This window comes from Pelagivirga sediminicola (genome assembly GCF_003072125.1).
Lineage (GTDB): Bacteria > Pseudomonadota > Alphaproteobacteria > Rhodobacterales > Rhodobacteraceae > Roseovarius > Roseovarius sediminicola.
Map to the genome: position 1 here is coordinate 294,619 of NZ_QCYH01000001.1, position 23,288 is coordinate 317,906.

General features: G+C 65.6%; 23 protein-coding genes. 5 read left to right on the top strand and 18 right to left on the bottom strand.

Annotated features, from left to right (window positions below; all coding sequences use genetic code 11):
- Positions 1-79: 79 nt before the first annotated feature.
- Positions 80-508: a PaaI family thioesterase gene (locus DC366_RS01385; protein ID WP_108690390.1), complete on the bottom strand. Its 429-nt coding sequence runs from the start codon at positions 506-508 to the stop codon at positions 80-82.
- 58 nt (positions 509-566) lie between these two features.
- Between DC366_RS01385 and DC366_RS01390 the strand changes: the two genes are divergently transcribed.
- The 3 genes from DC366_RS01390 to gluQRS all read left to right on the top strand — a co-directional run bounded on the left by DC366_RS01390 (position 567) and on the right by gluQRS (position 4,023).
- Positions 567-1,352, top strand: a complete 786-nt coding sequence (locus tag DC366_RS01390) for an enoyl-CoA hydratase (protein WP_108690391.1) — start codon at positions 567-569, stop codon at positions 1,350-1,352.
- Between the two features lie 364 nt (positions 1,353-1,716).
- A complete protein-coding gene (gene trmFO / locus DC366_RS01395; protein ID WP_108690392.1) occupies positions 1,717-3,072 on the top strand; it encodes a methylenetetrahydrofolate--tRNA-(uracil(54)-C(5))-methyltransferase (FADH(2)-oxidizing) TrmFO in 1,356 nt (451 codons plus the stop codon).
- Positions 3,073-3,144: 72 nt separating this feature from the next.
- Positions 3,145-4,023 carry a tRNA glutamyl-Q(34) synthetase GluQRS gene (gene gluQRS, locus DC366_RS01400; protein WP_108690393.1) on the top strand — a complete coding sequence of 293 codons (879 nt, stop codon included), beginning with the start codon at positions 3,145-3,147 and terminating at the stop codon, positions 4,021-4,023.
- A gap of 12 nt (positions 4,024-4,035) precedes the next feature.
- Here gluQRS and hisI read toward each other — a convergent pair whose 3' ends face one another.
- Positions 4,036-4,395 (bottom strand): phosphoribosyl-AMP cyclohydrolase, encoded by a 360-nt coding sequence (gene hisI / locus DC366_RS01405; protein WP_108690801.1) that lies wholly within the window; start codon positions 4,393-4,395, stop codon positions 4,036-4,038.
- 66 nt (positions 4,396-4,461) lie between these two features.
- On the opposite strand from hisI, the gene DC366_RS01410 reads away from it, so the two are divergent.
- Complete coding sequence (locus DC366_RS01410) at positions 4,462-4,899, top strand: iron-sulfur cluster assembly scaffold protein (protein WP_108690394.1); 438 nt, start codon at positions 4,462-4,464, stop codon at positions 4,897-4,899.
- 207 nt (positions 4,900-5,106) lie between these two features.
- On the opposite strand, the gene DC366_RS20430 is transcribed toward DC366_RS01410, so the two are convergent.
- The 5 genes from DC366_RS20430 to sciP all read right to left on the bottom strand — a co-directional run bounded on the left by DC366_RS20430 (position 5,107) and on the right by sciP (position 10,978).
- On the bottom strand, positions 5,107-5,241 hold the full coding sequence (locus tag DC366_RS20430) for a hypothetical protein (RefSeq protein ID WP_279305751.1): 135 nt from the start codon (positions 5,239-5,241) through the stop codon (positions 5,107-5,109).
- Between the two features lie 99 nt (positions 5,242-5,340).
- Entirely contained in the window at positions 5,341-7,443 is a 2,103-nt protein-coding gene (gene recG / locus DC366_RS01415) for an ATP-dependent DNA helicase RecG (RefSeq protein ID WP_108690395.1), read from the bottom strand.
- Positions 7,440-9,689, bottom strand: coding sequence for an NAD-dependent DNA ligase LigA (ligA, locus tag DC366_RS01420; protein WP_108690802.1), 2,250 nt, complete (start codon positions 9,687-9,689; stop codon positions 7,440-7,442). Before ligA ends, recG begins: the two co-directional genes overlap by 4 nt.
- Before the next feature lie 188 nt (positions 9,690-9,877).
- The gene (gene ctrA / locus DC366_RS01425) at positions 9,878-10,606 is read right to left on the bottom strand and encodes a response regulator transcription factor CtrA (RefSeq protein ID WP_108690396.1); all 729 of its coding nucleotides are present in this window, start codon (positions 10,604-10,606) and stop codon (positions 9,878-9,880) included.
- Positions 10,607-10,699: 93 nt separating this feature from the next.
- Positions 10,700-10,978, bottom strand: a complete 279-nt coding sequence (sciP, locus tag DC366_RS01430) for a CtrA inhibitor SciP (protein WP_108690803.1) — start codon at positions 10,976-10,978, stop codon at positions 10,700-10,702.
- A 269-nt stretch (positions 10,979-11,247) separates the two neighbouring features.
- On the opposite strand from sciP, the gene mnmA reads away from it, so the two are divergent.
- Positions 11,248-12,393, top strand: coding sequence for a tRNA 2-thiouridine(34) synthase MnmA (gene mnmA / locus DC366_RS01435; RefSeq protein ID WP_108690397.1), 1,146 nt, complete (start codon positions 11,248-11,250; stop codon positions 12,391-12,393).
- A gap of 24 nt (positions 12,394-12,417) precedes the next feature.
- Here the strand turns inward: mnmA and lpxB are convergent, their stop codons facing one another.
- The 11 genes from lpxB to uppS all read right to left on the bottom strand — a co-directional run bounded on the left by lpxB (position 12,418) and on the right by uppS (position 23,223).
- Complete coding sequence (gene lpxB, locus DC366_RS01440; protein WP_108690398.1) at positions 12,418-13,572, bottom strand: lipid-A-disaccharide synthase; 1,155 nt, start codon at positions 13,570-13,572, stop codon at positions 12,418-12,420.
- Positions 13,569-14,378, bottom strand: coding sequence for an LpxI family protein (locus DC366_RS01445; RefSeq protein WP_108690399.1), 810 nt, complete (start codon positions 14,376-14,378; stop codon positions 13,569-13,571). Before DC366_RS01445 ends, lpxB begins: the two co-directional genes overlap by 4 nt.
- Positions 14,379-14,381: 3 nt before the next feature.
- Positions 14,382-15,176 carry an acyl-ACP--UDP-N-acetylglucosamine O-acyltransferase gene (gene lpxA, locus DC366_RS01450; RefSeq protein WP_108690400.1) on the bottom strand — a complete coding sequence of 265 codons (795 nt, stop codon included), beginning with the start codon at positions 15,174-15,176 and terminating at the stop codon, positions 14,382-14,384.
- Positions 15,173-15,646: a 3-hydroxyacyl-ACP dehydratase FabZ gene (gene fabZ, locus DC366_RS01455; RefSeq protein WP_108690401.1), complete on the bottom strand. Its 474-nt coding sequence runs from the start codon at positions 15,644-15,646 to the stop codon at positions 15,173-15,175. The genes lpxA and fabZ overlap by 4 nt, the downstream gene beginning before the upstream one ends.
- A gap of 112 nt (positions 15,647-15,758) precedes the next feature.
- On the bottom strand, positions 15,759-16,409 hold the full coding sequence (locus tag DC366_RS01460; protein ID WP_165802823.1) for an OmpH/Skp family outer membrane protein: 651 nt from the start codon (positions 16,407-16,409) through the stop codon (positions 15,759-15,761).
- A gap of 8 nt (positions 16,410-16,417) precedes the next feature.
- Positions 16,418-18,757, bottom strand: a complete 2,340-nt coding sequence (gene bamA, locus DC366_RS01465) for an outer membrane protein assembly factor BamA (protein ID WP_243405000.1) — start codon at positions 18,755-18,757, stop codon at positions 16,418-16,420.
- Between the two features lie 123 nt (positions 18,758-18,880).
- Complete coding sequence (locus DC366_RS20435; RefSeq protein WP_279305747.1) at positions 18,881-19,006, bottom strand: hypothetical protein; 126 nt, start codon at positions 19,004-19,006, stop codon at positions 18,881-18,883.
- A 198-nt stretch (positions 19,007-19,204) separates the two neighbouring features.
- Positions 19,205-20,551 carry an RIP metalloprotease RseP gene (gene rseP, locus DC366_RS01470; protein WP_108690403.1) on the bottom strand — a complete coding sequence of 449 codons (1,347 nt, stop codon included), beginning with the start codon at positions 20,549-20,551 and terminating at the stop codon, positions 19,205-19,207.
- Positions 20,552-20,591: 40 nt separating this feature from the next.
- Complete coding sequence (dxr, locus tag DC366_RS01475; RefSeq protein ID WP_108690404.1) at positions 20,592-21,761, bottom strand: 1-deoxy-D-xylulose-5-phosphate reductoisomerase; 1,170 nt, start codon at positions 21,759-21,761, stop codon at positions 20,592-20,594.
- Complete coding sequence (locus tag DC366_RS01480) at positions 21,758-22,540, bottom strand: phosphatidate cytidylyltransferase (RefSeq protein ID WP_108690405.1); 783 nt, start codon at positions 22,538-22,540, stop codon at positions 21,758-21,760. Before DC366_RS01480 ends, dxr begins: the two co-directional genes overlap by 4 nt.
- Positions 22,537-23,223, bottom strand: a complete 687-nt coding sequence (gene uppS / locus DC366_RS01485; RefSeq protein WP_279305748.1) for a polyprenyl diphosphate synthase — start codon at positions 23,221-23,223, stop codon at positions 22,537-22,539. The genes DC366_RS01480 and uppS overlap by 4 nt, the downstream gene beginning before the upstream one ends.
- Positions 23,224-23,288 lie beyond the last annotated feature (65 nt).

The window sequence follows — 23,288 nt, forward strand, 5'->3', positions numbered from 1 at the left end:
GATGCGATTCCAATTCGTTACAAAATAGGTATCATAATACCCCATGGCAGTAGCGGCGCGGCGGCCCAAATCCGGCGCATTATCCCTGCCGCGCGGGCGGAATGGAATAGGTCATGCTGGCGCGCGCCGCGGGCGCCTCGGCGCCATCCGACCGGATCAGCACATCGCCCACGGCCAGAACGCGCCCCAGCTTCAGCAGCCGCACATCGGCCAAAAGGTCGGCGCCCGCCACCGGTTTTCGCATGAAATCGAGGCTGCAATTCGTCGTCACGGCCAGGGCTTGCGGCCCGATCATGCTGAGCACGGCTAGATAGACCCCTACATCGGCCAGCGCGAAAATGGCCGGACCCGATACCGTGCCGCCGGGGCGCAGGTGCCGCTCGCCGACGTTCAGCCGCAGGGTCAGGCGCATGGGCGCCGCCGCCTCGACGGTGAAATCCTGCGCGACTTGCGGAAATTCGTCCCGCATGAAAGCCTCAAGATCGGCGACGGACATCTTCAACACCATGCTTTCCTCCTCAAACTGCGAGGGTTACAGATGATCCGACAAACAAGGGAGTGACAAGATGCCGATGATCGAGCGCCAGGACACGGGGGCCGTGGCCCGCCTGACCCTCAACAGCCCCGAGCGGCTCAACGCGCTCAGCGACGACATGCTGACGGCGCTCGCGGACCATCTGGCCGCGCTGTCCGAGGATCAGGGCATCCGCGCCGTCATACTGGCCGGCGCGGGCAAGGTGTTCTGCGCGGGCCATGACCTGAAGGAAATGACCGCCGGGCGCGCCGCCGAAGATGGCGGGCAGGCCTATTTTCGCGATCTTTTCAATCGTTGCGGCGCGGTCATGATGGCCATAAGGGCCCTGCCCCAACCCGTCATCGCGCAGGCGCATGGCATCGCCACCGCCGCGGGCTGCCAACTGGTTGCGTCATGCGACATGGCCGTGGCGGCCGAGGGGACGCGCTTTGGTGTCAATGGCGTGAATATCGGGCTGTTCTGCTCCACCCCCATGGTCGCGCTCAGCCGGAATGTCCCGCGCAAACAGGCGTTCGAGATGCTGACCACCGGCGCGTTCATCGACACGGCGCGCGCCTGCGAGCTGGGGCTGATCAACCGCGCCGTGCCCGCCGAGGCGCTGGAGGCCGAGACGATGGCCCTCGCACAGACCGTGGCCGAAAAGCTGGCGGGCGCGGTGCGGATCGGCAAGCGGGCGTTTTACGAGCAGCTCGAGATGCCGCTGGAACAGGCGTATCTGCATACCGGCGACGTGATGACCCGGAATATGATGATGGAAAACACCGCCGAGGGAATTGCGGCATTTCTGGACAAGCGAAAGCCGGAATGGACGCAGTAACCCATCGATTCGGCGCGCCGCACCCGCTCAGGTTGCGCGCGCCCGGTTGATTGTCGCGAAATGCGCGCCAGTTTTCGCAGATGCCCCGGATTGTCTGCAATATCCTGCCCCAATTTCTGCACATTTGCCGTTTTTCCGCCTCAATCTTGCAGGTTTCGCTTTCCGCCTGCGTTTTTCAGGGCTAACCTGAATTCAGATTTTGGGTCACCGCCGCCACCGTCATGTCCCTCCAAGGCCAGCCTCTCTCTGGTCGCAGACTTGGCTGGCGCGGTGACCCGAACTTGCTTTTCCATAAATCCCATCAAGCCGCTGGCCGTTGCACCGGCCCTTCCCAACGCGGCGCCGATGCACTATCTGCCGCAGCATGACACAGATATTGAACATCGTTGGCGGTGGCATGGCCGGGGCGGAGGCCGCGTGGCAGGCCGCCCGCATGGGCGTGCAGGTCGTGATCCACGAAATGCGGCCCAAGACCGGCACATTCGCGCATCGCACGGGCGATCTGGCGGAAATGGTGTGCTCCAACTCGTTCCGCTCCGATGATGACGAACAGAACGCCGTCGGCCTGCTGCATTGGGAAATGCGCGCGGCAGGCGGGCTGATCATGCAGGCGGCGGACGAACACCGCCTGCCCGCCGGCGGCGCATTGGCCGTTGACCGCGATCCTTTTGCAGCCAGCGTCACGGCGACGCTTCGCGCGCATCCCAACATCACGATATCGGGCGAGGAAATCACCGAAATTACGGCGGGCGGACAGTGGATCATCGCCACCGGGCCGCTGACCTCCGCGGCGCTCGGGCAGGCCATCGCGGCGCGCACGGGCACCGACGCGCTGGCCTTTTTCGACGCGATCGCGCCCATCGTGCATCATGACAGCATCGACATGTCCAAGGCCTGGATGCAGTCGCGCTATGACAAGGGCGAGACCGAGGAAGAGCGCACCGCATATCTCAACTGCCCGATGGACCGCGCTACCTATGACGCCTTCATCGACGCGCTTCTTGCCGCCGACAAGACCGAGTTTCACGAGGGCGAGACGGCGCAGTATTTCGACGGCTGCCTGCCGATCGAAGTGATGGCCGAGCGCGGCCGCGAGACATTGCGCCACGGCCCGATGAAGCCGGTCGGCCTGACCAATCTCCACCAGCCCGAGGTCAAGCCGTGGGCGGTGGTTCAGCTGCGCCGGGACAATGCGTTAGGAACGCTCTATAACATCGTGGGATTCCAGACTAAAATGAAATACGGCGCGCAGGCTGACGTGCTGCGCATGATACCGGGGCTTGAGAATGCCCGCTTTGCGCGGCTGGGCGGCATCCATCGCAATACCTTTCTGAACTCGCCCACCCTGCTGGACGGCCAGATGCGCTGGCGCGCGCACCCGCATATCCGCTTTGCCGGGCAGATTACCGGCGTGGAGGGCTATGTCGAATCCGCCGCGATGGGCCTTCTGGCCGGACGCCTCGCCGCCGCCGAGATCCTTGGCAGCCCCCTGCCCAGCCCGCCGCAGGACAGCGCCATGGGCGCGCTGATCCATCACATCACCGGCGGCGCCGAGGCCAAGACATTTCAGCCGATGAACATCAACTTCGGCCTGTTCCGCCCCGTCGAAGGGCTCAAAGGCGGGCGTCGCGGGCGGATGGACCGCTACAAGGCCTATACGGATCGCGCCAAATCCGCCTGGCAGGATTGGCTGGCGCCGCAAACCGTCGGCGCGCAGTGAAGTGACTGTCCAGCGGCAAGTCTGGTTGCTCATGCAGTGGTTTAATATTCATCCACAAGACTTTGTTATTAAATGTTGATAACGACCCGATTTGCACCATCCCCGACCGGCCCGCTGCACCTTGGCCATGCGTATTCGGCCATCCTCGCGCATGATCTGGCCGCGAAGGGCGGCGGCACCTTCCTGCTGCGCATCGAGGATATCGACCAATCGCGCAGCCGCCCGCAATGGGAGGCGCAGATATTCAATGATCTCATCTGGCTTGGCCTCGACTGGCCGCGCCCCGTGATGCGCCAGTCCGAGCGGATGCCGGTCTATCGCCGTGCGATTGACGATCTTTGGCAGCGCGGGTTGCTCTACCCGTGCAGTTGCACGCGCCGCGACATCGCCGCCTCGGCATCGGCCCCGCAGGAAGGCGCGCCGATGACCGGCCCGGACGGTGTCATCTATCCGGGAACCTGCAGGCCGCCGCAGGGCTGGCAGCCGGAAAACGCCGCGCCGCCGCCGGACAGCGCGCTGCGTCTCGACATGCGCGCCGCGATGACCGCCGTGGACGAGGCATCTCCCGCTTTCGTCGAGACCGGAAGCGGCACGCCGCAGCACACCGGGCTGGTCCAGACCTCATCGAACCGGATCCTGACCGAGATCGGCGATATCGTGCTGGCGCGTCCGGCGATGGGGACGTCCTATCACCTTTCCGTCGTCCTTGACGACGCGCAGCAGGGCATCACTTGCGTCACCCGCGGCGCGGATCTGTTCGATGCAACGGCGATTCACGTGATCCTTCAGCGCCTTCTGCGGCTGCCGACCCCCGAGTATCACCACCACCGGTTGATCCGCGACGATGCGGGCAAGCGGCTGGCCAAGCGCGACGATGCGCGCGCGATCGCGCTTTACCGTGAAAATGGCGCCACGCCGCAGGATATTCGGCGGATGCTGGACCTTGCCTGAGACGCGCCGGACCTAAGGATCGGGCGCCATCACGATCCGCTCCGCGCCGTCCTGCACCAATGTATAAAAACAGCTGCGCCGCCCGGTATGGCAGGCCGGTCCGGTCTGTATCACCTTGAGAAGCAGGCAGTCGCGGTCGCAATCAACGCGGAACTCCTGCAATTGCTGGGTATTTCCCGAAGTCTCGCCCTTGATCCAGAACGCGCTGCGCGAGCGCGACCAATAGGTGACGCGCCCCGTAGCCAGTGTCTGCGCGACCGCTTCGCTATTCATCCAGGCCATCATCAGCACCTCGCCGGTGCCCGCGTCCTGCGCGATCGCGGGGATCAGACCTTGCGCGTTGTAGGTCAGGTTTTGGGGGTCAAACTCCATCGGGTTTTCCTTTTGCATCTGGCGGCTGGCGCCTTATCTAAGAGCCAAGCCATCCGAGGACCAGCCATGACCGCCAATGCCGACATGATCAAACTCTATTCTGCCCGAATTCTGGCGCTGGCCGCCGATATTCCGCGCCATCACCGTCTGGAGGCGCCGGGCGCGACGGTGCGCCGCCGCGCGCCGCTTTGCGGGTCCACCGTCACGGTGGATCTGACCTGCGAGGGCGGCAAGATCACCGATTTTGGCCAAGATGTGAAGGCCTGCGCTCTGGGCCAGGCCGCCGCGAGCGTGGTTGGCGCGCATATCGTCGGCCGCACGGCAAGCGAGGTGCGCGCCGCGCGCGATGCGCTGAAATCGATGCTGACCGAGGACGGCCCGACCCCGCCCGCCCCCTTCGAGGATCTCGAGGTTCTGCGCCCGGCCCGCGATTACAAGAATCGCCACGCGTCGATCATGCTGTCGCTCGATGCTGCTGTCGAGGCGCTGGAGACGGCCTGCTGACCTGACATGGCCAAAAAAACCGCCGCGCATCCGGAGTGGATGGCGGCGGAAGGATGCGTGTTCCCGTGAGGGATCCTGATCGCGCAAACCAAGGCTGGTGGCCCTGGAGCGGTTTGTGACAGGCAAAGTCTAACGCCGGGCATCGTGAGTTTGGGACAGTCGATGCAGCGCGATCAGGCACGGGATGTCGCAGGCAGAAACGGAAAATCAGAAACCTTGGGTCAATCCGGGAAGATAGAGGCACCCCACCAGCATCACCATCAGCGCGGCGGCCCCGACGGCATCCCCCAGAAGCGTGTCATGCGACCGGGCTGCGGCTGTCTTGATCTGGTGTATCATCATGGCCTCCTCTTAACGCTTTGTTGCTACTTTGTTCTCATTTTAGAAACCCTTTGTAAAGAACTTTTAACGAACATTTAGGAACAAATCAGGAATTTCAGCCTAACCCACTGAAATCAAACGAATGGCCTGATCCCGCTCCATCAGCCACAGCAGCACGCGCGCCGCCTGCCCGCGCGGCCCCGTCAGGTCCGGATCGTCCGAGAGCAGCTTGCGCGCGTCGCTTTGCGCCACCGCCATCAGCGCTGTCTGCCCCTCCAGATCGGCGATACGAAACCGCGGCAGCCCCGATTGCGCGGTCCCGATCACATCGCCCGCGCCGCGCATCTCCAGATCCACCTCAGCGATGCGAAATCCGTCCTCGGTATCACGCATGGTGGACAGACGCCGCTCGCCCCCTTCGCTCAATGGCGCCTGATACATCAGAAGACAGGTCGATGCCGCACTGCCACGCCCGACCCGCCCGCGCAACTGGTGTAGTTGCGCCAGACCAAAGCTTTCGGCGCGCTCGATCACCATGATCGAGGCATTGGGCACATCCACCCCCACCTCGATCACCGTGGTCGCCACCAGAACCGAGGTCTCGCCCCGCTGAAAGGCCGCCATCGCCGCGTCCTTGTCCTCGGGCGGCATCTGGCCATGCACCAGCCCGACGCGCCCCTCGCCAAGCGCGGCGCGCAGGCGGCGAAAGCGTTCTTCGGCGCTGCTCAGATCGCTCACTTCGCTTTCATCGACCAGCGGGCAGACCCAGTAGGCCTGCCGCCCCTCGGCGATGGCGCGGCGCAGCTTTTCGACGACCTCGTCCATGCGCGCCATGTTGACCAGCGCCGTCGCGATGGGTTTGCGCCCCGGTGGCTTTTCGTCCAGCACGCTGATGTCCATGTCGCCATATTGAGCAAGGCTCAGGCTGCGCGGGATGGGCGTTGCGGTCATCACCAGCACATCGACAGCGGACCCCTTGCGGCCCAGCTCCAGCCGCTGACGCACGCCGAAGCGGTGCTGTTCGTCCACAACGGCAAGGCGCAGGTCGTTGAATTCGACATCCTTTTGGAACACGGCATGCGTGCCGACCAGGATCTGGATATCGCCCGCCTTCAGCGCTTCCAGCTTGGCGCGCCGCTCGGCGCCCTTGTCGCGGCCGGTCAGGATCTCCAGCACGACGCCCGCCGCCTCGGCCAGCGGCCGCAGCCCTTCCAGATGCTGGCGCGCCAAAATCTCGGTCGGCGCCATCATCACGCCCTGCCCTCCGGCCTCGACCGCGATCAGCAGCGCGTTCAGCGCAACCAGCGTCTTGCCGGCGCCGACATCGCCCTGAAGCAGGCGGTTCATGCGCGTGCCGCCCGCCATGTCGGCGGCAATCTCGGCAATCGCGCGGGTCTGCGCCGCGGTTGCGCGATAGGGCAGCGCGGCCAGGACGCGCGCCTGCAAACGCCCGGTGCCCGCGCTCGCGCGCCCCTTTGACCGCTTCATCTGCGAGCGTGCGAGGGCCAGCGTGATCTGGTGCGCCATCAGCTCGTCATAGGCCAGACGCGCGCGTGCGGGATGGGTCGCGCCCAGATCCGCCATGGACTCGGGCGCATGAGCGCGGCGCACCGCCTCGGCCCAATCGGGCCATCCCTCTTGCCGTTTCTGGCCAGGATCGATCCACTCGGCCAGATCGGGCAACCGCGTCAGCGCCGCGGCAGCGGCCTTGCGGATCGCGCCCTGGGTCAGGCCGGCGGTCAGCGGATAGACCGGCTCGAAATCGGGAATGTCGCCCGCCTCCGCCGGGGGCAGCATGTGGTCGGGATGCACCATCTGCGCGACGCCGTCGAAAAGCTCCACCTTGCCGGACACGACGCGGCGCGCGCCGATCGGCAGCGCCTTGTGCAGATACTCGTCATGCGCGCGGAAGAACACGATCTGGAACGTGGTCTGCGCATCCTCGGCCGTCACGCGATAGGCGCCGCCGCGCCGGGCGGGCGGCCGGTGCTGGCTCACCGTCACTTCGACCGTCACGACGCCGGGCAGATCCGCTCCCTGAACGCTGGCCCGCTTGCGCCGGTCAATGCCCGATTGCGGCAGGGTAAAGATCAGATCGACAGGCTTCTCGATCCGCAGCATCGCCAGCAGCTTGGCCGATTTCGGACCGACGCCGGGCAGCGTTTCGATATCCGCGAAAAGCGGAAACAGCGCCTCGGGCCGACCTTTGGCAGGCCCGCTCACGTGCCGCCGATCAAGGCAAGCCAGGCGTCCTCATCCATCGTCCGGATGCCCAGATCCGCGGCCTTCGTTGCCTTCGACCCGGCGCCGGGGCCCGCGACAAGGATGTCGGTCTTGGCCGACACGCTGCCCGACACCTTGGCGCCAAGCGCCTCGGCGCGCGCCTTGGCCTCGGCGCGGGTCATCTTTTCCAGCGTTCCGGTGAACACCACCGTCTTGCCCGCCACGGGGCTGGCACTGGTGGCGGCAGAGACGAAATCCTCGACCGTCAATTCGCGCACCAGACGTTCGATCGACGCGCGCTCGGCGGTCTGGCCGAAACCGGTCACCAGCGCGACCGCGACGGTGGCGCCGATCCCGTCGATGCCGGTGATGTCGGCCCAGGCGGCCTGGGCGCGCGCGTCCACCCCCTCCCAGACCGCATCGCGCGCCGGTTTGATCCGCGCGCGGCGGCCTTCGGCGGCGGCGCGCTGGCGCTCCTCGGCCTCGGCCGCGTCGGCCTTCAGATGGCATTCCGCCGCCGGGGCCGCCGCATCGACCGCCGCCACCAGCGCCTGCCAACTGCCGAAATGCCGCGCCAGATCGGCGGCCGCCACCTCGCCGACATGCCGGATGCCAAGCGCGAAAATCAGGCGCGGCAGCGGCACGCGGCGCCGCTCGTCAATGGCGGCGAAAAGGTTGCGCGCGCTGGTCTCGCCCCAGCCGTCGCGGTTGGCCAGCTTCGTCACGTTCGTGCGGTCGCGCGCCTCCAGCGTAAAGATATCGGCGGGCGTGTGGATGGGCAGATGATCGTCATGATAGAACATCTCGATCTGGCGCGCGCCCAGCCCCTCGATGTCGAACGCGCCGCGACTGACGAAATGCTTCAGCTTTTCCACCGCTTGCGCCGGGCATATCAGACCTCCCGTGCAGCGGCGCACCGCGTCCCCTTCCTCGCGGATCGCGTCCGAGCCGCATTCGGGGCATGTGCCCGGAAACGCGAACGGCGCTGCATCCTCGGGGCGCCGGGACAGATCCACATCCGAGACCTTGGGGATCACATCGCCCGCGCGATACACCTGCACCCAATCGCCGATGCGGATGTCCGTGCCGCCGCGGATCGGGGCGCCGTCGCCGCCGCGCCCGGCGATATAATCCTCATTGTGCAAGGTCGCGTTGCTGACCACGACGCCGCCCACGGTCACCGGCGCAAGGCGGGCGACGGGGCTGAGCGCGCCGGTGCGGCCGACGTTGATGTCGATCGCCTCCAGCCGCGTCCAGGCCAGCTCGGCGGGAAACTTGTGCGCGATGGCCCAGCGGGGCGTGGTGCTGCGATAGCCAAGGCGGCGCTGCAGATCCAGATCGTTGACCTTGTAGACGACCCCGTCGATGTCATAGCCCAGACTAGCGCGCTGCTGTTCGATCAGGGCATAATGTTCCATCATGGCTTGCGGTCCGTCGCAAAGGGCGGTCAGCGGGTTGGTGGCAAATCCCAGCGCCTCCAGCCGCTCGATCGCCTCCATCTGCGTGCCCGCGAGCGGCGCGCTGAGCTCGCCCCAGGCATAGGCGAAAAAGCGCAGCGGGCGCGCGCGGGTGATCTCGGCGTCAAGCTGGCGCAAGGATCCTGCGGCGGCATTGCGGGGGTTGGCGAAGGTCTTGGCGCCCGCGTCGGCCTGTCGGACGTTGAGCGCCGCGAAATCGGCGTGGCTCATGTAGATCTCGCCGCGCACTTCGAGGATATCGGGCGCGCCCTTCAGCGTGCCGGGAATGTCGCCGACGGTGCGGGCATTTGCCGTCACGTTCTCGCCGACGGTGCCGTCGCCGCGCGTGGCGGCCTGCACCAGCCGGCCCTGCTCGTAGCGCAGGCTGAGGCTGAGCCCGTCGATCTTCGGCTCGGCCGTGTAGGTCAGCGCGGCGTCCTCCGCGAGGCCCAGATACTTGCGCACGCGCGCATCGAACTCGGACACCTCGGCGGCCTCGAACGCGTTGCCGAGCGACATCATGCGCTGCGCATGCGCCACCTTTCCGAACCCCTCTGACGGGGCGGCGCCCACAACGTCGCTGGGGCTGTCGGCGCGTTTGAGATGGGCAAACCGCGCCTCGATGGCAGCGTTGCGGGCTTTCAGGCGGTCATACTCGGCGTCGCTGATCTGCGGCGCGTCCTCGCCATGGTATTCGCGATTGGCGCGCAGCAGCGTCTCGGCCAGTTGCGCCAGCTCGTCGCGCGCCTCATCCTCGGTCAGCGTTTCGATGTCGCGCGCGTCGTGCATCCATGCCCCCTTGGCTGCCATGGCCAGGCTCGCGGCCCGCCCCGGTATCTGTGATAGGGCGCGGCCCGGCTGACGTCCAGAGCCCGCGATTGGATACCGCACCGCAGCCGCACCGCCCTGCGCGACAAGCCAAGGCCGCGCCCGCTGGTGCGGCGCGGCCTTGGCCCTCATCAGGTTTTCGCAGGGGATCAGGCGCCGATCGCCAGCTTGCGCTGCTGCTCCATCTCGTCATTCTCGACCGGCTCGGGATCGCGCAGCACATATCCGCGCCCCCAGACCGTCTCGATATAGCTCGCACCGCCCGTCGCCTCGCTCAGCTTCTTGCGCAGTTTGCAGATAAACACATCGATGATCTTCAACTCGGGCTCGTCCATGCCGCCATAAAGATGGTTAAGGAACATCTCTTTCGTCAGCGTCGTTCCCTTGCGCAGGCTCAGCAGTTCCAGCATCTGGTATTCCTTGCCGGTCAGATGCACCGTCTTGCCGCCGACATCCACCGTCTTGGCATCAAGGTTGACGTTGATCAGCCCCGTGCGGATCACCGATTGCGAATGCCCCTTCGAGCGGCGGATGATCGCGTGAATTCGCGCGACCAGTTCCTCGCGATGGAAGGGCTTCGTCAGGTAATCATCCGCACCAAAGCCGAAACCCTTGATCTTGCTTTCGGTATCGTCAGCGCCCGACAGGATCAGGATGGGCGTGTCGATACGCGCAAGCCGCAACTGGCGCAGCACGTCATGGCCATTCATGTCCGGCAGACCCAGATCCAGAAGGATCAGGTCATAGTCATAAAGCTTCGCCAGATCGATCCCCTCCTCGCCCAGTTCCGTCGTGTAGACGTTGAGATTGGCATGGGTCAGCATCAGTTCGATGCTTCTCGACGTGGTTGGATCATCTTCCACCAAAAGGACGCGCATTCACTTTTCTCCGCTAGAAAACCTGTTCGGATCGACTTTGGCCAATATTGGTTAACCACAAGTTACCGTAGGTGAACATTTAGAGAATTCAACTTAAGGTTGTCTATACATTTTCACGGCCGTCGCCTTCAATGCGTCCTCGCCATGCAGGGAAACCGCGCGCACCCACTCGGCAAACTCTTCATCACTCAGCTGATAGCGCGCGCAGGCTTCGGCCTGTGTTACAAGGCCGTAGAGCACCCCGCGCACCACCGCCAGCTTGCGCGATGCCACCCAGCGCATGGTGTCGGCGGGCGGCAAATCGGCCTGCGTCATTATTTGCCCGTCAGGCAGCGTCACGGCGCGCACGCCGCCAATTTTCTTCAAATACATCGTCCTGATCCTCGTGATACCGAAGCCCAGAATGACGCGGGCGCCCTTAACGGCCCCTGAAATCACACCCCACGAAATACCGCGCATTTGCCTAAAAGCGGTCGCCATCGCACCGGGATTCGGCAGGGTCGCGACATATTGCGCCCGCCCGTCGTGCCGCCGAAGGCCTCCGGTGCGCGGCTTTTTCGCCAAATGAGGCAAACCGTTTTGCGTTCTGCGCTGCGGGCTCTTATATCGCACGCAGACACCAGCCGAAGGGATGCATGCTCATGGCCCGCGATACCGCTCACCCGATCAACTCGCTCGGCTTTGCCAAGCCGGAGGCGGAGACGCGCGTTGTCGTCGCCATGTCGGGCGGGGTCGACAGCTCGGTCGTGGCCGCGCAACTGGCCGAGGAAGGCTATGACGTGGTCGGCGTCACCCTTCAGCTATACGATCACGGCGCGGCGCTGGCGAAAAAGGGCGCGTGCTGCGCCGGGCTGGATATCCACGACGCGCGCCGCGTGGCCGAAGAGATGGGATTCCCCCATTACGTGCTGGACTATGAGAACGTCTTCAAGGAGGCGGTGATCGACGAATTCGCAGACAGCTACCTTGCCGGCGCGACGCCCGTGCCCTGCATCCGCTGCAACGAGCGGGTGAAATTCAAGGATCTGCTGGGCACCGCCCGCGATCTGGATGCCGATTGCATGGCGACGGGCCACTACATCCAGCGCAAGGTGGGCGCGCGCGGGCCCGAATTGCACTCGGCCGCGGATGCAAATCGCGATCAGTCCTATTTCCTGTTCTCCACCACGGCGGAGCAGCTGGACTATCTGCGTTTCCCGCTGGGCCATCTGCCGTCCAAGGATGCGACGCGCGCGCTGGCCGCGAAATACGGGCTGAGCGTGGCGGACAAGCCCGACAGTCAGGACATCTGCTTTGTGCCCAACGGCAATTATGCCTCGGTCATCGAAAAGCTGCGCCCCGGTGCGGCCGAGCCGGGCGATATCGTCGATCACGAGGGCCGCGTTCTGGGCCAGCATGAGGGCGTGCTGCATTATACGGTCGGCCAGCGGCGCGGCCTTGGGATCGGCGGGCTGGAGACGCCGCTTTATGTCGTCAAGCTGGACGTGGAGGCGCGGCAGGTGATCGTTGGCCCCAAGGCGATGCTCAGCACCGCCATCGTGCCCGTGCGCGAGATCAACTGGCTGGGCGACGATGCCTTTGACGCAGTGGCCGAGCGGCACGTGTCGGTCAAGGTCCGCTCCACCCGCGCCCCGCGCGAGGCGGTGATCCGGCCCCTGTCGCCCATCACCGCCGAAGTCGAGTTGCACGCGCCCGAGGAAGGCGTCGCGCCCGGCCAGGCCTGCGTTTTCTACGAAACGGGTGGCAGCCGCATCCTGGGCGGCGGCTGGATCTGGCGCGGCGACTGATCCGCGCCTAAGGCGGTTTCGCCTTTAGCGGCCGAGCCCCTTCAGAACCGCCCGCGCCGCGCGCAGCCCCGGCGCATCGCCGCCCTTGCCGAGGCGCTGCATTGTCAGCTCCATCGCTTCATGCTGCGCGCCGGGTGCGTCCAGCATTTTCAGCAGGGCGGCGGCAATCTGGGGCGGCGTGCACTCCTTGCCGTTGCACTCGGGAACGGCGCGCGTTTCGCTTACCAGATTGACCAGCGTGAGGGTGTCGATCTTCAGCAGTGCGGCAATGATCTGCCGACTGATCCAGCTGACATCATAGGTGATGACCATCGGCGTTTCGCTGGCCGCCAATTCGAGCGACACGGTGCCGGACGCGGCCAGCGCACCGGTGGCCACGCCAAATGCACACATCTTTTCAATCTTGTAAGCGTCACTCTTCATGTCCGATGGATCAATGATCACCGGCGGCGCAGGCCAACCCTTGACCACCTCGCGCAACAGCGGCGCGACATGCGCGGTCGTCGGCACGACCAGCCGCAGATCCGGATGACGCGCCAGGACCGGCCCCAGCGCGGCGCCGAAAATCGGGCCCAGCCGCGCGACCTCCCCCTTGCGGGAGCCGGGAAGCACCAGAAGGATCGGCGCATCGCCCAAGTCATGGCGGGCGCGAAACTCCGCGATTTGGGCGTCGCTGGCCTGCGGCTCGGCCACGACGGGATGGCCGACGAAATCGCATTCCATCCCCGCCGCCTGCATATAGGGCGGCTCGAACGGCAGCAGGGCCAGCACATGGTCGATGACCTTCGCCATCCTGGCAGCACGGCCCGCGCGCCACGCCCAGACCGACGGCGCCACGTAATGCACGGTGCGGATATCGCCGGCCGCCTTGACCAACGCGGCCACGCGGAGCGAAAAATCAGGGCTGTCGATGGTGATCAGAACATCGGGCCTCTCGGCCAGAACCGCCTCGGCAGTCTGGCGGATGCGGCGCTTGAGATGGCGGTATTTCGGCAGCACCTCGGTGATGCCCATGACGCTGAGCTCGTCCATGGGAAAAAGGCTCTGCAGCCCCTCCGCCTGCATGAGCGGGCCGCCGATCCCATGAAATTCGACCTGCGCCAATCGCTTGAGGCCATCCATCAACGCGGCGCCCAGACGATCCCCGGACGCCTCGCCGGCGAGGATGAAGACCTTCATTCAAACACCTGAGATAGCAGAAAAACTCCGCATTCTGCGGCCAGCGCCAGAGCCTCCTCGCGCTGCATCAGCACAACCTTGCCCTCGGCCACGATCAGACCGGCGAGCCCGGCATCGGCCACGGCGGCCACGGTCCTGGGCCCCACCGTGGGCATGTCGATGCGCAGATCCTGACCCAGCTTCGGCGCCTTGACGTAGACGCCGCGCTGGCCGCGCCGCAATGCAGCTGGTGCTGCCGCCACATAGCTCAGCAGCGCATCGGTGCCCTGCACCGTCTCGATCCCGAGGCACTGCCCGCCCGCCACGACGCAGCCCTGCCCGATATCGAGCGGGGAAATTTCCCGGAGGATATGCACCCCCCGCGCCGCATCGGCCAGCTCGGCTTCGGACGGCGCGGGACCGGCCGCCAACCCCGCCTCGGCGGTGAGACCGGGCAGCAACTCATGCGCGCCGAGCACCTCGAAACCCTGCTCTTCGAACATCGAGATGACGAACCGCAGCAATGCGTCGTCGCCTTGCGGAATCGCGGCCATAAGGCCGGGTGCCAGCCGCATCATCTCGGCGTCGAATTCGGCCGGATTCAGCGCCGGGCGCACCAGCGTGCCGGCGAACACCATGCGGCTCACGCCCGCCTCTTTCATCGCGGCGAACAGCGCGCCAATCCGCTCCAGCGGGAAATCCTGCGCGGTCGCGGCCAATTCGCTGGGAACGCCGCGCAGCGTGAAATGCAGCGCATCGGGGTGCGCGCGCGCCAGCATGACCGGCAACGCGCCGCCGCAGGCCAGGATCGCCAGACGTCCCGTCATGCGCTACCCCTGTCCCGGCGTCAGGAACGACCGGTCGCTGGCGCCGGTGACGAATTCCACGATGCGCGCGACATATGCGCTGTCCGTCTCGCCGCCCATCCGGCGCGCGCGCTCCTGAAAGGTGCCCTCGCCCTGCGCCAGCATCTGGAACGCCGCGCGCAGCGCCGTGATATCGGCCCGGCCCACGCCGCGCCGCTTGAGCCCGACCAGGTTCAGTCCGTCCAGAACGCCGCGCGGCGCCTGCACCAGACCATAGGGGATGACGTCATTCGTCACCATCGTCACCGCGCCGATGATGGCGCCCTGCCCGATCCGCACGAATTGATGCACCCCGGACAGGCCGCCGATGATCACCTCATCCTCGACCACGCAATGCCCCGCCAGCGCGGCGTTGTTCACCACGATGACGCGGTTGCCGACCTGCACGTCATGCGCCACATGACAGCCCGCCATCAGCAGGCAATCGTCGCCGACCCGCGTCAGCCCGCCGCCGCCCGCGGTGCCGGTGTTGATCGTCACATGCTCGCGGATGCGCGCCCGCGCGCCAATTTCAAGCCGCGTCTTTTCGCCCTGAAATTTCAGATCCTGCGGAATTTCTCCGATGCAGGCGAAGGAGAAAATCGTGCTGCCCTGCCCGATGATGGTATCGCCCGTGACCACCACGTGGCTTTTCAGCGTGACGCCCTCGCCCAGCCGCACATCGGGGCCGACATGACAGAACGGGCCGATCACGCAGCCAGCGCCGATCTGGGCGCCGTCTTCGACGATGGCGCTGGGGTGAATACCGGGCGCGCTCATTCGGCCTTGGTCCCGCCCAGATCCATCATCGCGGTGAATTCCGCCTCGCACGCCATCTCGCCGCCGACGCTGGCGATGCCCGCGAATTTCCAGACCTTGCCGCCCGGCTTGCCGCGCACGGTGGTCAGATGCATCTCCAGCACGTCGCCGGGCACAACCATGCGCCGGAACTTGGCCTTTTCGATCGCCATGAAATAGACCAGCATGTTCTGGTCCTGCATCTGCAGCGCCGTGCCGACCATGACCGCGGCCGTCTGGGCCATCGCCTCGACGATGGTGACGCCGGGCATGATGGGCTTGCCCGGGAAATGGCCCTGGAAATGCGGCTCGTTCATGGTGACGTTCTTGATGCCGACCGCGGATTGATAGCCGTCGATATCGCGCACCCGGTCGATCAGAAGGAACGGGTAGCGATGCGGGATCAGCCGCTGGATCATGTGGATATCGGCAGTCTGCAGCGGCTGGGTCATCTATGTCCTTTCACGCGCCGGTCCGGCGCCATGTGCAGGCAGTTGCCGGAGGGCCTCTGCCAATTCGCCAAAATCCTTAGCAACTTGCCAGACGCGGAGCAAGGCGGCCGCGTCAGTCTGCGGGGTCCGCTGGCGCGTCATCCGGCGCGTCCCCGGCACCGGGTGCATCCTGCTGCTCCGCCGGAGCAGTCGGCGCGTCCTCCTCGCCCGAGCCGTCGCCGATGGCCGCATCGACCCGCTCGATGGCAAGGTCGGTGATATCGACCGTATCAGAGCGCAGCAGGACCTGCCGGTTGTCCAGGATGATCTTTCCATTGGTGTCGCGCATCAGTTCCACCAGGATCGGCTCGGCCATGCGCATCAGCGTCAGTGGCGCAATCTCGCGGCCGCGTTCCAGATCGCGGGCCGCGCGCTCGTTTTCCTGCCGGATCGAGCGGACCTTGTTGTCGAACGCGTCGGCCTTTTCCCGGAACTCCTTGGGCGTCATGGTCTTGCGCGCGTCGGTGAGCGCCTGTTCCTCGGCCCGCAGGTCTGCTTCCAACTCGCGGTTGTTGGCGATCAGGCGGTCGCGCTCGGCCTCGTATTGCCGGGTCAGGCGCTTGCCCACCTGCGTGCCGGCAAAAAGACGATCCGGGTCCAGTGTCAGGATCTCGCTCTGGATCGTGCCGATATCCTGCGCCTGCGCGCGCGCGCCTGCAGGTCCAATGAAGGAAACGGCCAGCGCACCGATCAATGCGCTGGCCCATATCCGTTTCGCCGACATCCGCCGCATCAGAAGGTCGAGGCGATGGACACGTCAAAGGATTGCGTCTTGTCACCCGGCTGCTTTTCGAGATCCTGCGAGAAGTTGAACCGCAACGGGCCGAAGGGTGACTGCCAGATGACCGAGACACCGGCCGCCGCGCGCGGCTTGAACCCGGTCGAGGCCAGCGTGCCGGTGGCGCCCGCAGTGTCGACATCCCAGATGCTGCCGATGTCCAGAAACGCGCCGCCGGTGATCCCGTATTCCTCGGGCAGGCCCAGCGGGAATTCGGCGTCCAGCTTGAGTGCGGCGAAATAGTTGCCGCCCAGCTGCTCGACGGTGCCGCCGTTGGTTTCGGTCGGGCCGATCCCGTTCGGCTCGAATCCGCGGATGATCTGGCCGGAATAGCGGTCAACCGCGCGGCTGTCATCGCTGCCCAGATAGTTGAGCGCACCGGCCTCCAGCGTTGCACGCAGCGTCACTTCCTCGTTCAGGACACGGGTCTGGGCGATGGCACGCGCGGAGGTCTGGATATACTCCCGGTCGCCGCCCAGCCCATAGAAATCCTGCCCGAAGGACAGCAGCACACCGGCATTGGGGTTCAGGCCCGTGCGGCGTGTATCGTAGGTGTAATTGTATCCCGCACCGCTCTCGAAATCGCCGCCGCGCGCCACCTCTTGCGCCAGGATTCCGCTGGAGCCGGTATAGTTGCGCATGTCCTTGTAACCCGCGATATATTGCAGGCGCAGGCGGCCGTTTTCGCTGACCGGGAAGGTCAGGCTGGGCCGGAACGTACCGATGGTGGTGTCATAGAGCGCGAAATCATCGGTCGTCTCGACCAGCGCGAAGTCCAGCCCGAACGCCACGTCACGGCTGAGGAATGAAGGTTCGACAAAGCTGATGCTATAGTTCGCACGGTCCGCGCTGGCGGCAATCTGTGCCGATAGCTTCTGGCCCCGGCCGAGGAAGTTGCGCTCGGAGAACCCGATGGCAAAGCCGATGCCGGCACTGGTCGAGTAGGACGCGCCGAAGGACAGCGAGCCGGTGCTTTTCTCTTCGACATCCACGTCGACGACCACCTGGTCGGGGCGCGATCCCTCGCGCGCTTCGACCTCGGCGGTCTCGAAGAAGTCCAGCGCGCGGATACGCTCGGCGCTCTCGCGGATTTCGCGCGGGTTGAACGGGTCGCCCTCGACGGTGTCGAACTGGCGGCGGATCACGCGGTCCAGCGTGGTGGTGTTGCCCTCGATGTCGATCCGCTCGACAAAGATGCGCGGCCCGCGCACCAGCGCGAATTCGACATCCAGCGTCAGGTTGCGGTCATTGCGGGTGATGCGCGGCTCGACGCGCAGGAAATCGACGCCCTGGCGCACGCCCAGACGCTCCATCCGCGCGATCGAATTCTCGACCTTGGCGGGCGAATAGATCTCGCCCGGGCGGACATTCAGCGCGGCCTGATATTCCGCGGCGTTAACGTTATTCAACTCGCTGACCGTGGTGATGCGGCCAAACTTGAACTGCTGACCTTCCTGGATGTTGAAGGTGATGAAATAGGTGTCCCGCTCGCGGGCCAGCTCGGCATTGACGCCGGTGACGCGGAAATCGACATAGCCGCGCGCCGAGTAGAAATCGGCCAGCACCTGCTTGTCGAACTCGATGCGGTCCTCGACGAACGTGTCGCGGTTGACCAGCGCCCGGAACAGGCCCGCCTGCTTGGAGCCGACAACGCGGCGCAGGCGGCGATCCGAAAAGGCGCGGTTTCCGACAAAGCTGACGCGCTGTACCTCGATCTTCTTGCCCTCGAAAATCTCGAAGACCAGATCGACGCGGTTGTCATTGCGGCGGATCACCTTGGGATTGACGCGCGCGGCGCTGCGGCCGGATTCGCTGTAGGCGCCGACGATGACGGCCGCATCACGCTCGGCCTTGGCGGGGTTGAACACCTGCCGCGGCGCGCTTTCGATGAGACCTGACAGATCCTCGTTCTTGATCTTGGAATTGCCCTCGAAGGCGATCTTGGAGATGGTCGGATATTCCGTCACGCTGATTTCCAGCGTATTTCCGCGCGGATTGATCGACACTTCCTCGAACAGGCCGCTGCCCAGAATGCGCTGGTAGGCATCGTTCAGCTCGCCCGCCGTCACCGTCTGGCCGCGCGCGATGCCCGCATAGGTCAGGATCGTTCCGGCCTCGATCCGCTGATTGCCCGAAATCGCGACGTTGTCGAAGCGGTAGGACTGCGCCTCGGCCGCGCGCGGCGCGGCGACAAAAGCGATGCAGATCAACGTGATGGCGATCAGCCCGGACCTTGCCCACTGGTGCGGCGAAGTGCAAAGGCGCAGCGCGCGCAGGTACATCGGATGATTCATGTTTCCAACCCAGTCAGACAAGCCAATATGCATGTTCAGTAACGGGTCTGTGGTGTCTTGTCAAAATGCCAATCAGGCGAATTTTCACTGGCTCCGCGCGGATCGGCGCGGCGCCGCGTGCGCTTAAAGCGATCCGACGAAAGCGGCCAGAAACAGCGCCAGCGTGATCGCCCCGGGGAAAAGCAGGCGGTCCCAGTTGACGTCGATCAGCAGGACCATTCCGCGATATCCGCCTGTTAAATGTTGCATTGTTCCGGTTTCCATCGATTCCCGCGCCTCCCCGACCATCGGGGCGCGCCCGGGGCGCAAACTGCCGTTGGATTGTGGCGCAATGTGGGATCCAAATGTGGCGGGACCGGGGCATTTCGGCCCCGGCCCCGGTCATGTCGATTTTTTCGGCACGTGGCCATACCGCAACATCTGGTGCAAAGCGCGGTGGGTTCCGAATCACGGACACCAGATATCGTTGAAGAGCGCAAAGAGCATCAGGCTGAGGATCAGCGTCAGGCCGATGGTCATCAACACCTTCAGCGCGGCGTCGCTGGGCGGTTTGCGGAAAACCGCCTCGTAGGCGTAGAACACAAGGTGCCCGCCATCCAGAACCGGGATCGGAAAGAGGTTCAGCAGGCCGACGGCCGTGGACAGAACGGCGATGAACCAGATGAAGCTTTCGGCGCCCTGGCTGGCCATGGCGCCGGAGGTCTGGGCGATGCCCAAGGGCCCGGACATGTTGCAGCTGCTGATCGCGCCGGTGATCATGTAATAGAGCCCCGAAACCGAACTGGCGGCCACGGCATAGGTCTGGCGCGTGCCGTCTGTCAGGGCGGCCAGCGGGCCCAACCGCTCCGTGCCCGGCTCGAACGCCCAGCCGCCGGCGATGCCGATGCGCCACTGGGTGCTGAACCCGCCGCCTTCCTGCGGCTCGTCCATGCGGCGCGGGGTCAGACTCAGCTGCTCCTGGCCGCCATCGCGCCAGACATCCAGCCGCAACGTTGCCCCGCCTGAGGATTCCACCGCGCCCTTCAGTTGCGTGAAAGAGGAAATGGGCATGCCATTGATGGCGGTAATCACATCGCCCGCCTCCATCCCGGCGCCATACGCGGCCGATTGCGGCGCCAGCTGCGTCACGATCGGCGGGAGCGGATGCGGCCCCGGCACGGTCATTTCCTGCCCGCCGCGCAGAATGCGGTATTCCATCAGCTGCTGGTCCGGCAGCGCGGTCGTGAAGACATCGAAGGCGCCGCGCTCGTCATAGCCGGGCATCTGGGTGCCCGCGATATCCAGCACCGTATCGCCCGGCTGCAGCGCCACGCCCTCGGCCGGAAGTGGCTTGAGCGCGCCGACCTGCAGCGGCTCGGCCATCTTGCCCTGAACCATCATCACGCCCGCAAAGATCGCGATGGACAGGATGAAGTTGAACACCGGCCCCGCCGCGACTGTCGCCGTGCGTGCCCAGAGCGGCGCGCCGTGCATCGTGTGGCGCAGGCGTTCGGGCGGGGTGGCGGCCATCGCGGCGCTGTCCTTGCCGCTGGCGGGGTCCGCATCGCCCAGAAACTTGACATAGCCGCCCAGCGGCAGCGCGGCCAGTTGCCAGCGCGTGCCGTGCCGGTCCTTGCGCGAAAACAGCACCGGACCGAACCCGAGCGAGAAAACCTCGGCCTTGATGCCGCACCAGCGCCCGACGATGTAGTGGCCATACTCGTGGACCGCGACGATCACCGATAGTGCGACGACGAATGCGGCAATGACCCCGAGGACGCTGCCGAATTGCGGGATGAGCGCGAAAATATCCAAGAAATGTCCTATTCTGCCGATCATGGCGCCCCGTCGCCCCTCAGGCGGCGATCAGGCGATCCATCTGTTGCCGTGTAAAGTGGTCCCAGTGCCGCACGCTTTCAAGCGTGATGTCGCGGGCGCCCATGTCTGGCCCCGCATCAGGCACACCGCCCTTCAGAACACGCGCGACCAGCGCCGTCATGTCCGAAAAACCGATGCGCCCGGCGATGAAATGATCCAGCGCGCGCTCCTTGGCGGCGTTGAAGACGGCGCCGGCATGTCCGCCCGTCTGCATCACCTGCCCCGCCAGCGCCAGCGCCGGATAGCGCGCAGGATCGGGCGCCGCGAAATCCAGTCGGCCAATGGCGGCCAGATCCAGCCGCGCCACCGGCAGATGCGATCTGTCGGGCCAGTTCAGCGCATAGCCGATGGCGTGGCGCATGTCAGGCGGGCCGACATGCGCCATCAACGCCCCGTCGCAAAACCCGACCAGCGCGTGAACGGTGCTTTGCGGATGGACCAACACCTCGATCTGGTCGGGCCGCAGGCCAAAGAACTCCTTGGCCTCAATGACTTCCAGCGCCTTGTTGAACATCGACGCGCTGTCGATAGTGATGCGCTGGCCCATGTCCCAATTGGGATGCGTCGACGCCTCGCGCACGCTGACATGCGCCAGATCGGCCAGCGGTCGATCGCGGAACGCGCCGCCCGAGGCGGTGATGATGACCCGCTCGACCGCGCTGCGATCCTCGCCGATGAGCGCCTGGAAGATGGCGGAATGCTCGCTGTCCACCGGCAGGATGCGCGCGCCATGCCGCGCCGCGGTGGCCAGCAGAAGCGGCCCGGCCGTGACCAGCGATTCCTTGTTCGCCAGCGCCAGCGTGCTGCCCTGCGCCAGCGCCGCCATTCCGGGCGCCAGCCCGGCCACCCCGACGATCGCCGACATGATCCAGTCGGCCGGGCGCTGCGCGGCCTCGATCAGCGCCGCCTCGCCCGCCGCCGCCGCAATCCCGCTGCCCGACAGGGCCGCGCGCAGATCGTCCAGCAGCTCCGCATGGGCGGTGACGGCCAGATCGGCGCGCATCTCGCGCGCATCGGCGGCCAGCTGCGTGATGTTGCGGCCCCCCGTAAGGGCCACCACGTGATATGCGTCCGGCGCGCGGCGGATCAGGTCCAGCGTGTTTTGCCCGATGGACCCGGTCGCGCCCAGAATGGTGACACGCCTCATATGATCCCCGGCAGCATCCCGAAGAGCCACAGCACCCCGACCAGAAGCACCGCGCCCAGCATCGCATCGAACCGGTCCAGCACGCCGCCATGGCCCGGTATCAGGTTCGAGCTGTCCTTGACCCCCGCGCGCCGCTTGATCCAGCTTTCCGCGATATCGCCCGCCTGCCCGGTCACCGACACCAGCACGGAGAGCAGCATCAGCTGCGCGCCGACCCCCAGATAAATCCCGAACCCCAGCCCCATGACCGCGGCGGCCAGCCATCCGGCGATGGTGCCGGACCAGGTTTTCTTGGGGCTGATCGCGGGCCAGAATTTCGGCCCGCCAAGGGCGCGGCCTGCGAAATATCCTGCAACATCAGTGGCAACGACGACGCAGATCACCCAAAGGATCCACGCCAGCCCCGCATCCACGCGCAGCAGGCCGGCGGTATGGCACGCCAGAAGGATGCTTGCGCCATACACGCCGAAGAGGACACGCCGGGTCGGCAACTGCCACGCGCCGAAGCCCGCGACACAGACCAGCCCCGGCAAGGCCAGCCAGAGCGGAAGCGCCCACGCCACCGCCAGCGCGATGCCCGCGACCGCGCCCATCCCCGGCGCCCAGACCCGGCCGCCCAGCATGCGCGCCAGCTCCCATATCATCGCGCCGCCGATCACCCAGAGCGCGGCGGCAAAGATCATCCCGCCCGCCCAGAGCAGCACGATGCCGACCACGATCATCACCGCGGCCGATATCATCCGTGCGTTCAGGTCCCTCCAGCGCTGCGGCAGGCTCATGGCTTGGCTCCCCCATAGCGGCGATCGCGGCCGCAATATGCCGATACGATTCCGGCAAAGATGTCGCGCGTGAAATCAGGCCACAAGGTATCGACGAATTCGTATTCCGCATAGGCCGATTGCCACAGCAGGAAATTTGAAATCCGCGCCTCGCCCGAGGTGCGGATCACAAGGTCAGGATCAGGTAAAACCTTTGTATCCAAATATCTTGTCAGCGTTTCTTCATCCACATCATCGGGGCTGAGACTGCCCGAGGCGACGTCCTGTGCCAGGTGCTTGATCGCGCGGCTCACCTCGTCGCGGCTGCCATAGTTCAGTGCGATGGTCAGGTGAATGCGGTCATTGCCTTCGGTGATGCCCTCCAGTTCGTCCATGAGGGCGATCAGCTTGGCATCGAGGCGCACCCGGTCGCCGATGAAGCGTACGCGCACGCCCTCGTCCCGCAATGCGCGGGCCTCCTTGGCGATGTAGCGGCGGAAAAGGCTCATCAGGCCGGCCACCTCGGTCTGGGTGCGTTTCCAGTTCTCTGTCGAAAAGGCAAAGACCGTCAGATACTTGACCCCAAGATCGGGACAGGCATCGACGATCTCGCGCACGCGTTTGGCGCCGGCATGGTGGCCAAAGAGACGCGGGCGCCCGCGCGCCTGCGCCCAGCGGCCATTGCCGTCCATGATGACGGCCACATGGCGCGGGCCCTGCGGTGCGGGAAGGGCAGCATCTGCGCCCTCTTCGCTGTCTTTGCCCTTTC

Coding starts and splice junctions, on each gene's coding strand:
- DC366_RS01385 (WP_108690390.1), bottom strand. CDS start 508: ATGGTGTTGAAGATGTCCGTCGCCGATCTTGAGGCTTTCATGCGGGAC.
- DC366_RS01390 (WP_108690391.1), top strand. CDS start 567: ATGCCGATGATCGAGCGCCAGGACACGGGGGCCGTGGCCCGCCTGACC.
- trmFO (WP_108690392.1), top strand. CDS start 1,717: ATGACACAGATATTGAACATCGTTGGCGGTGGCATGGCCGGGGCGGAG.
- gluQRS (WP_108690393.1), top strand. CDS start 3,145: ATGTTGATAACGACCCGATTTGCACCATCCCCGACCGGCCCGCTGCAC.
- hisI (WP_108690801.1), bottom strand. CDS start 4,395: ATGGAGTTTGACCCCCAAAACCTGACCTACAACGCGCAAGGTCTGATC.
- DC366_RS01410 (WP_108690394.1), top strand. CDS start 4,462: ATGACCGCCAATGCCGACATGATCAAACTCTATTCTGCCCGAATTCTG.
- DC366_RS20430 (WP_279305751.1), bottom strand. CDS start 5,241: ATGATGATACACCAGATCAAGACAGCCGCAGCCCGGTCGCATGACACG.
- ligA (WP_108690802.1), bottom strand. CDS start 9,689: ATGCACGACGCGCGCGACATCGAAACGCTGACCGAGGATGAGGCGCGC.
- ctrA (WP_108690396.1), bottom strand. CDS start 10,606: ATGCGCGTCCTTTTGGTGGAAGATGATCCAACCACGTCGAGAAGCATC.
- sciP (WP_108690803.1), bottom strand. CDS start 10,978: ATGTATTTGAAGAAAATTGGCGGCGTGCGCGCCGTGACGCTGCCTGAC.
- mnmA (WP_108690397.1), top strand. CDS start 11,248: ATGGCCCGCGATACCGCTCACCCGATCAACTCGCTCGGCTTTGCCAAG.
- lpxB (WP_108690398.1), bottom strand. CDS start 13,572: ATGAAGGTCTTCATCCTCGCCGGCGAGGCGTCCGGGGATCGTCTGGGC.
- DC366_RS01445 (WP_108690399.1), bottom strand. CDS start 14,378: ATGACGGGACGTCTGGCGATCCTGGCCTGCGGCGGCGCGTTGCCGGTC.
- lpxA (WP_108690400.1), bottom strand. CDS start 15,176: ATGAGCGCGCCCGGTATTCACCCCAGCGCCATCGTCGAAGACGGCGCC.
- fabZ (WP_108690401.1), bottom strand. CDS start 15,646: ATGACCCAGCCGCTGCAGACTGCCGATATCCACATGATCCAGCGGCTG.
- DC366_RS01460 (WP_165802823.1), bottom strand. CDS start 16,409: ATGTCGGCGAAACGGATATGGGCCAGCGCATTGATCGGTGCGCTGGCC.
- bamA (WP_243405000.1), bottom strand. CDS start 18,757: ATGAATCATCCGATGTACCTGCGCGCGCTGCGCCTTTGCACTTCGCCG.
- DC366_RS20435 (WP_279305747.1), bottom strand. CDS start 19,006: ATGCAACATTTAACAGGCGGATATCGCGGAATGGTCCTGCTGATCGAC.
- dxr (WP_108690404.1), bottom strand. CDS start 21,761: ATGAGGCGTGTCACCATTCTGGGCGCGACCGGGTCCATCGGGCAAAAC.
- DC366_RS01480 (WP_108690405.1), bottom strand. CDS start 22,540: ATGAGCCTGCCGCAGCGCTGGAGGGACCTGAACGCACGGATGATATCG.